This is a genomic window from Sulfuricurvum sp. (genome assembly GCF_028713855.1).
Lineage (GTDB): Bacteria > Campylobacterota > Campylobacteria > Campylobacterales > Sulfurimonadaceae > Sulfuricurvum.
The window spans coordinates 15,163-27,443 of sequence record NZ_JAQTNN010000013.1 but is presented as its reverse complement, the minus strand read 5'-3'; the positions used below and the strand labels follow the sequence as shown (position 1 = coordinate 27,443).

The window sequence follows — 12,281 nt, the reverse complement described above, 5'->3', positions numbered from 1 at the left end:
CAAATTTTCCGGAAATACTTATAGGGTAGTTGAAACCGATAGTGAAAAGATGCTGACAGAGAGATACTTCTTTTAAATCTCGCGCGTGTGAACCACGCTTATATGGGTGGGTGATTTTTTTGCCCTCTTTTTTTCTTGTGCAAATAACTGTTGCAGGTGTTCCCCTGTTAGAAGTGTAGACCCTTTTCCGATACGAATTATAACGGCACTAACGCTAAGAAGTTTAAACTCTTTGATATTTCCATCACGATCTTCAGAGAGGATGGAACCTCGTTCACGATCTTCAGTCTCGTAAAAGTCTTGTACTTCGTCGATAAACTTTTGGATTAGATAGGTGATTTGGGAACATACCGATTCAAATGTTACCTCACCATGCAAAAATGTCCCCATAAAAAAATCATCTCCTCCGATATGCCCTTTGAAAAACTCTGAGGAAAGGCATTTGTGCATTAATTCGGTGAAAAGCAAGATGACACGATCTCCCTTTCGAAATCCGTAATAATCGTTATACGGTTTAAAATGGTCAAAATCAAAATAGGCAACAACCGCATCATCATTATTTTCGAGAATTTGGGCAATAAATGCGTTGATCCTAAAATTCCCGGGCAATCGGGTGAGAGGATTTTGGTCACGGGCAGAGATAAGATTGCGTTCATGCACAACTTCAATCATTTCACGTGCACTGAGATAACCGATATAACGGGAAGATTCGATAACTAAAACCCCAGGAGCATTTTCAGAAAGAGAGAAGAGTTCTATGATGGTTTCCAGGGGCATTTTGATATCAACGACGGGAATCGGTTCGATATAGGTATCCAGTACGGAGAGGTTGGAAGAGCGGTTTTGGATGAGTGATCGTCCATAAGGGGAATAAATAACCGATTTGAGACGATGTTCGTGGATAATACCTTTGGGGTAAGAGGCTGAATCAACGACAGGAACCAAAAAAAGCTCATCGTCGGCTTTGAGAAGATCAAGGAGGGATTCCATCGAATCGCCAATCACGATGGGCTTGAGAGTTTCGAGGCGTTTGAGGATAATATTATGATCGTCTTTAAAGCGTTGTTCGCGTATTGTTGTGCCTATAATATCGGGGTATTTTGATTCGATTTGCGTAATATTGATTGTAGGATATGCGACATAATAACCCTGAACCATATGGGCACCGATCTCTTTGCAAACAAAGAGTTCGTTTTCACTTTCTATCCCCTCGGCAATCACTCTGCATCCCATAAGTGTTGCTAATTGAACCATATTCCTAGCGAGAAGTTTCTTTTTAGGATCTTTATCAATCGAACTCAAAAAAAAGCGGTCGATTTTGATGATATTCGGAGTAGAGTGATAGAGGAGTTTGTATCCGGATTGACCGATCCCGAAATCATCGATCGCAATACAAAAACCTTCATCCGCATAATGACTCATTAATCGATTGAAATGTTCTATATTGGTAATTTCATTGTGCTCGGAAAGTTCAAACACGATACGTTTATGATCGAGTCCGTAGCGTCTGAGGATTCGGGACGTATTCCCTTTTGAAAAGTCGGTCATTTCCAAAACACGATTATCGAGATTGTAAAAAAGCTTCAGGTTTTCATAGCCCTCAATTCTACAAAATTTTTCAATCACCACTTCGCGTAGACGAATATCGAAAGTGTAGAGAATATTCTGTTCATAAAGATGATCAAAAAATGCTTCGATACTGATATATCCTAAAACATCGCTTCCCCGTAAGAGGGCTTCAACGCCGAAAGTAATTCCCGAATGGATATCGACAATCGGTTGAAAAGCGATGTCCAAAACATCAAAATAACGTTCATAAAAAGGGTGTAAAGGTTCCATAAATCGAGTATAGGATGTATCGATTGCAAATCGGTTACAAACAGGGGATATAGGCCGTTTAAACTGTAGCTTTTCAGTAATCAGAATGATTTATAGTGTGCAAAAATCTCTTTTAGGATTGAAAATGAAAAAAATGTTTTTGCTTATACCCGTCGGTTTGATTGCAGCGAGTGGTTTGTTATGGATCGATGCTCAAAATAACGTACAGCAAAGCACACCCAAAGCGGTGAACCTACCTTCTAAAACACCGGATCAATTGTTCACATTGAGCCAAGAGTCATTACGATTGATTTTACGGCATGGGAATAGAGAATCGATTCCTATGTTGGAGTCATCGGTGGCGGAGTTGGAAAAAGTATTTCCAAAATATGAAAAGCAAGGGCTTAATGTCGATAAAGTTGAGCGCTTGCTTACTCAATATAAAGAAGACAGTGCCGTTTTGAGCCAAACGGCGCAACCGTTTTTAGAACAACTTAAAGAGTATGATAGCTATGAAGAAAAGGAAGAACCGAAATTTATACAATCAATCAAACAAATCGGTTTACACGAACTTAAAGCAGCGTACGAACAATTATCCAGAACACGTCTCAATTATCTCAAAGAGCCTTCTCCCGCATTAGAAGAAGAATATCGCGCAAGCGCATCAACATTGGCGCAAACGATAAAAGAACTTTATCTTGACAATAACATCGAAGATCCCCTTTATGCGTATCTTGATAATCATAAAAAGTATTTTGAAACATCAGCTGCGTATTATAAAAAAGCGGGAATAGATCGAGTTCATCGTTTACGTGAAAACACTTATGCGATTAAAACAGAGATTCAAATGCTTCCGAGTTTGTAAGAGGGTTGTGAAAATAGATTTATAAAATAGAGAAGAAAGAAAGGAAAATCGGCAGGGCTCAGTGCCCTAGTGCCGATCAACCAAACTTACCGGTGATATATTCTTGTGTCAATTTTTCTTTCGGGGTAACGAACAGTTCTTCGGTGTGACCCAATTCGATAAGCTCTCCCAAATACATAAATCCGGTGTAATCACTGACCCGTGCCGCTTGCTGCATATTGTGCGTGACAATGATGATACTGACTTTCTCTTTGAGCTCGATAACCAGCTTTTCGATCCCCTGAGTAGAGATCGGGTCAAGTGCGGAGGTCGGTTCATCAAACAAAAGAACTTCCGGCTCCACCGCAATCGCACGGGCAATACACAGACGCTGCTGCTGACCGCCGGAGAGGCCATTTGCATCGTTTTTAAGGCGGTCGCTTACCTCTTTCCAGATGGCGGCATCTTGAAGTGCTTTTTCGACACGGTCGCGCAGTTCCGTTTTGTTTTTAATTCCTTGAAGACGCATACCGTAAGCAACATTATCAAAAATCGACATCGGAAACGCCGTCGGTTTTTGAAAGATCATTCCGATTTTTGTACGGAGGTGAATCAAATCCTCTTTTGCGCCGAGGATATTGCGTCCTTCGAACTCTATCTCACCGTTGTAGGTGTTTCCCGGATACAAATCGTGCATTCGGTTAAAGGATCGCAATAGAGTTGTTTTACCGCAACCGGATGGTCCGATGAGGGCGGTGATCGAATGTTTAGCGATCGGCATCGTCACTTTTTTCAAACTTGGAGCAGGTGCACCCTTATAAGTAAATTCAAAATCACGCACATGAAGCGCACATTCGTCTTTGATATCGATAATACTTGCCATAGTTATTTCCTTTTACCGGCGAATAAAATAAGTCGTCCCACAATATTGAGACCCAAAATAAACATCGAAAGGATAAAGGCGGCGGCCCATCCCAACTGCTGCCAATCTTCATACGGGCTGATCGCATAGTTAAACATTGTAACTGTGAGTGAAGGCATCGCTTCGTTCAGATCGGTCGTGAAAAAATTATCATTGAATGAGGTAAAGAGCAAGGGTGCCGTCTCACCGCCGACACGTGCGATACCGAGTAATACTCCGGTCAAAATACCTGCTTTTGCTCCACGATAGACGACATCCATAATAACTTTGTATTTGGGTGCACCGAGGGCGAATGCCGCTTCGCGAAGCGTCCCGGGGACAAGCTGGAGCATGTCGTCGGTCGTACGTAAAATGATCGGGATCATAATGATCGCCAACGCAATTGCACCTGCCCATGCGCTGAAGTGCCCCATCGGCATAACGACGATTGCATAGACAAATGCACCGATGACGATCGAAGGTGCGGACATCATAATATCCGAAATATCTCGAATGGCATGCGCTAGCTTTGAGTTCTTACCATATTCGCTTAGGTAAGTTCCTGCCAAAATCCCGAACGGAACCCCGATGAAGGTTGCCAATGATACTAAAATCAGTTGACCCACAAGGGCGTGTTTCAAACCGCTTTCGGCATATCCCGGAGGGGAGCCTTCGAAAATAAAGATATCCCAGTTAAGAGCACCGACCCCTTTCATCACCAAAACACCCAAAATCCAGAATAAAAAGGCAATGGCGATAATTGCACTCAGGGTTGAGAGACCGAGAACGATTTTATTGATTAAAACCCGTTTTTGAACCGCAGTCATACACCTCTCCTTTCTTTACGTAAAAAGTAAAATTTGGCGATGGCGATAACGACGAAACTCATTGCTAACAGCAACAGCGCTAATTCAAACAAGCTGGAGAAATAGAGTGAACTGTCCGCTTCGGCAAATTCGTTTGCGAGCGTCACCGGAATCGATGTTGTCGGATCAGTAATGGCACTTGGAGTATGATGAACATTTCCCATTACAAAGGTAACTGCCATCGTCTCACCGATTGCACGTCCTAACGCCAAAATGATTGAACCGATAATACCGGCTCGTGCGTAAGGGATGATAACGTCTTTGATAACATCCCATTGTGTCCCGCCGAGAGCGTAAGCCGATTCTTTGAGGATATCGGGGGTGGTGTTCATCGCATCACGGGTAACCGCTGCCATAAACGGCAAAATCATGATAGAGAGGACGATACCTGCACTAAGCAGCCCGATTCCCATTCCTCCGAAAAGATCACGAATAATAGGGACGAAATAAAATAATCCCCACATTCCGTAGATGACAGAAGGAATCGCCGCTAGGAGTTCCACGCTGACACCGAAAAATCCTTTGATCTTGTCGTGGGCGATTTCACTGAGGAAAATGGCGACACCGATTGCGATAGGGATGGCAAACAGCATGGCTAAAAATGTCGAAGCAACGGAGCCGAAAATAGCGGCATATGCTCCGAACTTATCAACATTTGGCGCCCATTCGTCTTTGGTAATGAAATCAAACCCGAACGCATTAATCGCTTCAAGCGACTGGTTATAGAGTTCCACGAAGATCCACGCAACGATGACGAGGATCAGCAGGGCACTAAAACGGGTTAGGTTGGAGAAGATCTTATCAATCATGCCGAGCCTTGAGTCAAAAAATATAGGCAATTTTATTGCAATATGGTTACAGACACGTTACGAGCCACGCTAATGCCGTATCTTTGGTGGTAAACTCCTGCTCCAGTTGCGCTTCATAAGCGCGATCCAAGAGGGTTTTGAATGCTTCAGAAGGCTTCATCCCCAGAGCGATCAGATCACGTCCCAGTATCAATGCTTTAGGGGCTTCGAATAATACACCAAGAGCATTTGCGCGTCTATACAGCCACTCTCCCGCTTCAAAGTGTTCCGGTGTTTCTGTGACAAACGCACGTCCGAAAAAATCAGCTTCAGCAATACGGATTAAATCATTGATGCATACGTGTGTGCTTAATCGGAGAATGTCGCTGTCCTTTGCATTTGAGCGGTACAGTTTACGAGGCCATCCGTGATAACGGATAAGTGGAAGAATCCGCTCGATGAGGTCTTTATCCTCCGTTATACGGTTGAGCCACGTGCGTGCAATTTCAACACCTGTTTCGGCATGTTTTGGGGCATTAAGAACCTGATTTTCTATAAAAGTAGTGTCAGGTTTACCAATGTCGTGTAATAACATCGTAAGCATTAATACCATGTCATCTCTCCATACTCCGCTGCGCATGGTAGCCATGACGTCAAGGCTCATCAGAGTGTGGTTCCAAACGGAACCTTCAGGATGTGAAACCGTATCTTGGAGGGTGTTTTCAAGCAATTCAAGGGGGGTGAAAAATGAGAGACCTCCCATTTCTTGCAGTAAGGTCATCCCGATGGAGGGGCGGGCGCTTAAGAGGAGGAGTTTTTTAAACTCTTCGAATATTCTCTCTTTCGGGAGATCGGCGAGAGCCCCTGCACAGATCATATCCCGACATAGCGCTAACAGTTGTTTGTCACATGTTAGATCAAACCGGGCGGCAAACTGAACCGCTCGAAGCACCCTCAGCGGGTCATCTATAAAGGTGTCAGGATCGACACACACCAGTCTTCTAGCATCTAAATCTGCTATCCCGCCGTAGGGGTCTAACAGCTTTTTCTCCAGCGGGTCGTAACCGATGGCATTGATCGTGAAATCGCGACGGCGGGCAGCGGCGGTGAAATCGATATCACTTTGCCATGATACATTGAACCCTTTATGACCGAACCCTGACTTGGACTCGGTACGGGGCGGGGCAAAATCGATGGCGTACCCCGCATAGGAGAGTTTGAGAACACCGAAGCTCTTACCGATGAGATTCAGTTTGCCATACGGTCGAATGAGACTCTCGAGTGCCTCGATAGAGGTTACGCCATAGAGCTCGATATCCAGATCGTTGGTTTTGTGCCCGGTGAAATGATCGCGGACGAATCCTCCGACGAGGATCGGTTTTATCCCGGCAGTGAAAAGATGTTCGACGAGTTCCTGCAGGAGAGGAGGGAGGAGAATCATTTTTTGGATGATCGGTTTTTTTGGATTAAATGCTCAAGTGAAAAGTGGAAGGTTGAGCCGATTCCCAATGTGCTTTCGATTTGGAGAACAGAATCATGAAGTTTGAGAATATAGCTGACGATAGAGAGCCCAAGCCCCATGGAGTTGTCCCAACGGTTTTTTTGGACGCGGTAAAATTTGGAGGTGATTTTATCGAGCTCCGCAGGGGCGATTCCAATCCCTTTGTCGGTGATGCTGAGCCTATTGCTGCTAAGGGTGACGTTCACCTCTTCTTCAGAGTATTTGAGCGCATTGTCGATGAGGTTGGTTATGACCAGTTCAATCATCGTTTTATCAGCGTATACGGTTTTTTGGATTCCGTTATAGCGGATGATGCGTGTGGGATATTTGGCTTGTAAAATTGAAATGGACTCGGTGCATACATCGGATAGATCAAATAATGTCGGTTTGATAGAAAGATCGTTGTTTTCGAGTTTGACCGATAGAGCCAGACGATCCAGCATCAACGTGACACGTTGCGTATTGGCGAGAATTTTAGAGAGAAATTTTTCCCTGATTTTAGGGTCAATATTCAAATCATCGTGAAGTGTTTCGGCGTATCCCATGATGGCGGCAATCGGATTTTTGAACTCGTGACTGATGGCTGAGAGGATATCGTTTTGCTGCTTGTTGATCAGGCGGAGTTTGGCGGTATGCTTTCGCTTTTGTTTGTCGCGGTTATGGAGTTTTTTGACCAAATTTTTAAGCATTATCGAGATTTGCAAGAACTCGCGGAAATATTCGGGTTTGAGGACGGCACGATAATTTTTAGCCGATATCTGATCCAAATAATGAGTGATTTGGAGAATATCGTAATGGGCTTTTTTAGAGATTTTATAGGCGATCATCAGAGCAATTGCGAGCAAAAGTGTAAAAGCGATAAAAAGTTTGATCCATAGCGCGTAAAAGTGATTCATGACATTTCTCAAACTCATCGAAAGACGAAAGTAGAGGACCCCTTTCGGGGTAGAGATTTTTTTGGCGACGTACACGAAATCAGTTTTTAAAGTTTTGGAATAGCGAATCGTGATACCGTAGGGGTTTTGCATCGCTTCCATGATTTCAATACGATTGGAGTGGTTTTCCATTTTATTTTTATCGGTGTCACTCTCAGCGATTACGACACCGTTTTCAGCAACAACTGTTACCCTCAAATGTGCTTTTTGGGAAATGGAGTGAGCGAGAGAATCGAGGTTGCCGGATAGGGTAATTTGAGGTTGAAGGAGCTCGATACTTTGTATCAACCTCTCTTTACCGTCTTCGATAATCATTGTTTTTAAGGTGAAAAAACTGATCAGTGAAGCAACCAAAAGGGCGGCACTAAAGAGACCTAATACATTGAGGAAAAAAAGCTGGTGTATCCTTAGCACAGTGTGTATCCGACTCCCCGTACCGTTTTGATATACTCTTTGGTCTTATCGGGGTCGATTTTCTCTTTGAGACGGTTAATAGCGACGTTAACGGTACGGTCTTGAAATACTTCTTCGCTTCCCCATACGTGTTCGAGGAGATAGTCACGATCAAGTACGACATTTTGGTTAACGATCAACGCATGAAGCAGATCAAACTCAAGCTTTGTCAGTTCGATGGCTTTTCCCTCTATATCCACGGAACGTGCCGCGAGATTGAGGGAAATGTCACGGTAGATGAGGTTCCCTTCGCTGGAGAGTTTTTTGGTGCGGCGGAGCATCGCTTTGACCCGTAATACGAGTTCTTTCATACTGAAAGGTTTGGTGATATAATCATCACCTCCACGCTCAAACCCTTGTTCAATCTCTTCGTCTTTGTGTTTGGCACTGACAAAGATAACAGGCGTTTGAATCCCTTTTTTACGAAGTGATTCGACGAATTCAGATCCCTCTGCACCGGGAAGATTACGATCCATCAACATCAAGTCGACGCTCTCCTCTTCCAAAACCTCTAACACATGTTTGGTCGTTAAAAAACCGATCGTTTCGAAACCCTCTTTGGCGAGATGATACTCCATCAGCTCCAAAATGTCTTTTTCATCTTCAACGATCACGATTAGCGTCCCCACGGTTGGTCCCTTTTTCTTAATTGTAGAGTTGAATCTCTCCGCCTTTTTGTGCGTAGAGCATTAACGAGGCGATATTGACCGTACGATCACCGATGCGCTCAAGTTTTCGGAGGGTTCCTAAAACTCTCACATATTCAACAGCGAGTTCATTGGCATCAATGATCAAATTTAAGAGCTCTTTTTCCATGATAGAAAAAAGATCGTCATTTTTCGACTCTTCGACCATAACTTTGCGATAGATATCATCCGCATCGCAAGTATCAATATTTTTCAAACATTCAGCGATGTATTGTAACGCATTGAGGGTCGTTTTGTGCAGTTGAACGATCGCATTGGTTAAAACAGACATATCACATCCGCCCATGCAGTGATCATGCAGACGTTTACTGTATTTTTTAATCCCGTCACCGATACGGTCGATCTCATTGGTCATTTTTAAATAGGCTACCAATAAGCGTAATTCATCTGCTTCAGGACCGAATAGAGCAAATGTTTTAATAATTTCATTGTCGATTTTATTGGCATCCGTTTGAAGATTTTTGAGATGAGAGCGTGATGTCTCGTACAAATCAAGATTGTCATTTTCAAATGCTTGAAGGGTCTCTTCGCTCGAAAGTATGATTTGAGAAAGCAATGTCGAGATCATCCCACGGATTTCGTTGAGTTTGTTTTCATAGCGTGGTAGCATTAATAGCCTTTATTTAGTTTAGTAATGATGGTGCGCGATTATAACGTTGCTTTATAACCGTGAGATTACAAAAGGGGGAAATAGCTTGTAATCATTTCGTTACCCGATGCTTTTACAATGTCGCCATCAAATACCAAGGACAAACCCACATGCTAACCAAAGTAACTAAAGGCTTCGTAATCGCTGCAATCGCTGCAACGTCGATCATGGCGGCAGATAAAATCAACGGCGCGGGTGCTACGTTCCCTGCTCCAGTGTACTATGACTGGGCGTATAACTACCAAAAAGCGACTCACACTCGTGTTAACTATCAATCCATCGGTTCAGGCGGCGGTATCAAACAAATTTCTGAGCGCGTTGTCGATTTCGGTGCAACAGATGCTCCATTGACTTCAAAAGAGCTTGCTAAAGCAGGGTTGACTCAGTTTCCTGCGGTTATCGGTTCGATCGTTGTTGCCCATAACCTTCCGGGTGTTGCGGATGAAAAATTGAAACTCAAAAACAGTGTTGTAGCAGATATCTTCGCAGGTAAAATCACAATGTGGAATGATCCTGCTATCGCTGCTGACAATGCCGGCGTTAAACTTCCTGCAGAAAAAATCGTTGTAGCGCACCGTTCAGACGGATCAGGAACTACGTATGTATTTACTGACTTCTTGAGCGATTCATCTAGCAACTGGAAAAGCAAGTTCGGTATCGGTAAAGCGATCGGCTGGGCGACCGGTGTCGGCGGAAAAGGAAACGAGGGTGTAACTAACATCATCAAACAAACTCCGTACTCTATCGGATATATCGAAAACGCGTATAAAGAGAAAAATAATCTTTCAGCAGCAACGCTTCAAACAGCTAGCGGTAAATGGGTAGCAGCTACAACACCAAACTTTATGGCAGCGGTTAAACAAGCTTCTTGGAAAAAATCAGAAGGTTTCTACGGTTCATTGGTCTCTCAAAAAGGGGACACTGCGTATCCGATCGTAGCGGCAACGTATATCCTTTTGCCAAAAGAGAAAGCAGAAATAAATGCTGAAGTTATCAAATTTTTTGACTATGCATTCAAAAACGGTGACAAAGCCGCAGTCAAATTGGGTTACATCCCACTTCCGGTTGAAACAACAAACCTTGTTCGCGAATATTGGGCTGGTAAATAAGTTTCATATTCTATTGCCCCTCCCTATGGGGCGGTACCTCTAAGTGTATAGTGTACATTTAAAGGTGCCCCTGTGGCACATTTAATTCTCTCTTCTTCTTCTTCTTCAATTCCTTAAGTTTTTCAAGCCGGTCCTTGCGTATGCGTTCAGGCTTGAGTTTTTAGCTATTTTTCCTCTATTAATTATTTATTTTCCTTATCGTAATCATTTTGTAATGTAACACGCACGTAATCTATTTTTTCTACAATGACGCCACTAAATAACAGGAGTGAATCTTATGAAAAAAGTAGCGTTATCTGCCCTTGCTGCGGCAATGATGAGTGGTGCAGTTTATGCCGAAACATTAACACTTTATACGGATGCCAAAACAGGCCAAGTATTTACAACAGCCGGTGAAGGCCGTGTTGAAATGGGTGATTTCGTTGACGCAAAAAGTGTTGATATGTCTCAACGTGAGAGTGAGTCTTCATTTTCTGAATACAAAGATGCGATGAAAAAATACGTAAACGTAAAATCTCATGCAAAAACACTTGATTTCAGTGGCACACATTACTTTGGTTTGAGCAGCAATACATATGGTGCTAACAATGCAAAAGGTAATGATACCTCTAGAGGTTTTGAATTCCGCCGTAACTACCTTCAAGCAAAAGCATTTTTTACTGATAAAGACTATTTCCGTGTAACCATGGATACAACGGATGAGCTTGAATCATCAACCGGTAATGCAAATATGTATGTTAAATACGCTTACTTGTATCTTGATAAAGTTCTTCCATACACAGGCGTTGAAATCGGGGTTGCTCACCGCCCATGGATTGACTATGAGGAACACAACTCATGGTACTACCGTTCAATCAATAAAGTTATTATGGAAGATAAATTCAGTGTGAATCCAACGACGGGTGCAAGTCTTGCGGTTGATACTATGAACTCTGCTGATATGGGTGTTAACTTCCAAACAAAAACACCGTATTTTTCAAGTGAATTAGGGATTTTTGACGGAGAAGGATACCACCCAGCTACAAATCAAAAGTTGAGTACTGGATTGTCAGAAGAATGGCGTTTGACAGCTCACTTGATGGGTAACGGTGAAAAAGTCGGTAAATATAAATTGGATAAAGACACCTATGCGAATATCTCATTTGCAGGTATCATGAGTCAAGATGAAAAGTATGACGGTTCAACGCAGACTGATAGCCAAACGTATGATAAAAACGCTTATTGGTTCCACGCAGTTTATAGCCAACCGGAATTCTTGATCGCTGCACAATATGATGTAACTAAATATGAATATGCTACTGCAAATGCAAATGATCGTAAACTCAAAACTTGGTCAGTGAATGGTGAAATCCGCCCGGCACAAGATTGGACAGTTTTGGCACGATATGACAGTGTGAAAACAGAATATACAAATAGTCTAGGTGCGGCTACTAATGCAAATAATACCAATGATGGTACACAAATCATTTACGGTGTAGCATATGACTATAACAAAAATGTTAAATTCATTGCTTCTGGTAAAACAGTAAACGCTAAACAATCAACTGCAGCTCTCGCGTTATCAACTGATACCGGTGCAACTGTCGGTGATATGATCGATAAACAAAGCTGGATGCTTACTACCGAAGTTAACTGGTAATCCTTTAACGATTTACTCTTTCTTCTTTAATTCCCGCATTTGCGGGAACCATTTTCCTTCATTGATTTTCC

11 protein-coding genes are annotated in these 12,281 nt (G+C 42.9%); 3 read left to right on the top strand and 8 right to left on the bottom strand.

Translation table 11 applies throughout. The features are described 5' to 3' along the window. Nucleotides 1-72: 72 nt before the first annotated feature. A complete protein-coding gene (locus PHI47_RS11405) occupies nucleotides 73-1,839 on the bottom strand; it encodes a GGDEF domain-containing protein (protein WP_299937382.1) in 1,767 nt (588 codons plus the stop codon). A 124-nt stretch (nucleotides 1,840-1,963) separates the two neighbouring features. On the opposite strand from PHI47_RS11405, the gene PHI47_RS11400 reads away from it, so the two are divergent. Then, on the top strand, nucleotides 1,964-2,683 hold the full coding sequence (locus tag PHI47_RS11400; protein ID WP_299937379.1) for a hypothetical protein: 720 nt from the start codon (nucleotides 1,964-1,966) through the stop codon (nucleotides 2,681-2,683). Between the two features lie 76 nt (nucleotides 2,684-2,759). On the opposite strand, the gene pstB is transcribed toward PHI47_RS11400, so the two are convergent. From pstB to PHI47_RS11365, 7 genes are read right to left on the bottom strand one after another with little or no spacing between them, the layout of a single operon-like run. After that, the gene (gene pstB / locus PHI47_RS11395; RefSeq protein ID WP_299937376.1) at nucleotides 2,760-3,545 is read right to left on the bottom strand and encodes a phosphate ABC transporter ATP-binding protein PstB; all 786 of its coding nucleotides are present in this window, start codon (nucleotides 3,543-3,545) and stop codon (nucleotides 2,760-2,762) included. Nucleotides 3,546-3,547: 2 nt separating this feature from the next. Beyond that, nucleotides 3,548-4,390 (bottom strand): phosphate ABC transporter permease PstA, encoded by an 843-nt coding sequence (gene pstA / locus PHI47_RS11390; RefSeq protein WP_299937374.1) that lies wholly within the window; start codon nucleotides 4,388-4,390, stop codon nucleotides 3,548-3,550. Continuing rightward, nucleotides 4,387-5,238 carry a phosphate ABC transporter permease subunit PstC gene (gene pstC, locus PHI47_RS11385; protein WP_299937373.1) on the bottom strand — a complete coding sequence of 284 codons (852 nt, stop codon included), beginning with the start codon at nucleotides 5,236-5,238 and terminating at the stop codon, nucleotides 4,387-4,389. Before pstC ends, pstA begins: the two co-directional genes overlap by 4 nt. A gap of 46 nt (nucleotides 5,239-5,284) precedes the next feature. Continuing rightward, nucleotides 5,285-6,658, bottom strand: coding sequence for an HD domain-containing protein (locus PHI47_RS11380; RefSeq protein WP_299937370.1), 1,374 nt, complete (start codon nucleotides 6,656-6,658; stop codon nucleotides 5,285-5,287). Further along, nucleotides 6,655-8,067 carry a HAMP domain-containing sensor histidine kinase gene (locus tag PHI47_RS11375; protein WP_299937367.1) on the bottom strand — a complete coding sequence of 471 codons (1,413 nt, stop codon included), beginning with the start codon at nucleotides 8,065-8,067 and terminating at the stop codon, nucleotides 6,655-6,657. The genes PHI47_RS11380 and PHI47_RS11375 overlap by 4 nt, the downstream gene beginning before the upstream one ends. Next, the gene (locus PHI47_RS11370; protein WP_299937363.1) at nucleotides 8,061-8,735 is read right to left on the bottom strand and encodes a response regulator transcription factor; all 675 of its coding nucleotides are present in this window, start codon (nucleotides 8,733-8,735) and stop codon (nucleotides 8,061-8,063) included. Before PHI47_RS11370 ends, PHI47_RS11375 begins: the two co-directional genes overlap by 7 nt. Before the next feature lie 16 nt (nucleotides 8,736-8,751). Then, entirely contained in the window at nucleotides 8,752-9,423 is a 672-nt protein-coding gene (locus tag PHI47_RS11365) for a PhoU domain-containing protein (protein WP_299937360.1), read from the bottom strand. 149 nt (nucleotides 9,424-9,572) lie between these two features. On the opposite strand from PHI47_RS11365, the gene pstS reads away from it, so the two are divergent. Both pstS and PHI47_RS11355 read left to right on the top strand, forming a co-directional pair. Further along, the gene (gene pstS / locus PHI47_RS11360) at nucleotides 9,573-10,571 is read left to right on the top strand and encodes a phosphate ABC transporter substrate-binding protein PstS (RefSeq protein WP_299937357.1); all 999 of its coding nucleotides are present in this window, start codon (nucleotides 9,573-9,575) and stop codon (nucleotides 10,569-10,571) included. 277 nt (nucleotides 10,572-10,848) lie between these two features. Continuing rightward, entirely contained in the window at nucleotides 10,849-12,210 is a 1,362-nt protein-coding gene (locus tag PHI47_RS11355; protein WP_299937354.1) for a hypothetical protein, read from the top strand. The last annotated feature ends 71 nt before the right edge of the window (nucleotides 12,211-12,281 follow it).

Bases quoted from the DNA above. Each gene is read 5' to 3' on its own strand.
- PHI47_RS11405 (WP_299937382.1), bottom strand. From the start codon at position 1,839: ATGGAACCTTTACACCCTTTTTATGAACGTTATTTTGATGTTTTGGAC.
- PHI47_RS11400 (WP_299937379.1), top strand. From the start codon at position 1,964: ATGAAAAAAATGTTTTTGCTTATACCCGTCGGTTTGATTGCAGCGAGT.
- pstB (WP_299937376.1), bottom strand. From the start codon at position 3,545: ATGGCAAGTATTATCGATATCAAAGACGAATGTGCGCTTCATGTGCGT.
- pstA (WP_299937374.1), bottom strand. From the start codon at position 4,390: ATGACTGCGGTTCAAAAACGGGTTTTAATCAATAAAATCGTTCTCGGT.
- pstC (WP_299937373.1), bottom strand. From the start codon at position 5,238: ATGATTGATAAGATCTTCTCCAACCTAACCCGTTTTAGTGCCCTGCTG.
- PHI47_RS11380 (WP_299937370.1), bottom strand. From the start codon at position 6,658: ATGATTCTCCTCCCTCCTCTCCTGCAGGAACTCGTCGAACATCTTTTC.
- PHI47_RS11365 (WP_299937360.1), bottom strand. From the start codon at position 9,423: ATGCTACCACGCTATGAAAACAAACTCAACGAAATCCGTGGGATGATC.
- pstS (WP_299937357.1), top strand. From the start codon at position 9,573: ATGCTAACCAAAGTAACTAAAGGCTTCGTAATCGCTGCAATCGCTGCA.
- PHI47_RS11355 (WP_299937354.1), top strand. From the start codon at position 10,849: ATGAAAAAAGTAGCGTTATCTGCCCTTGCTGCGGCAATGATGAGTGGT.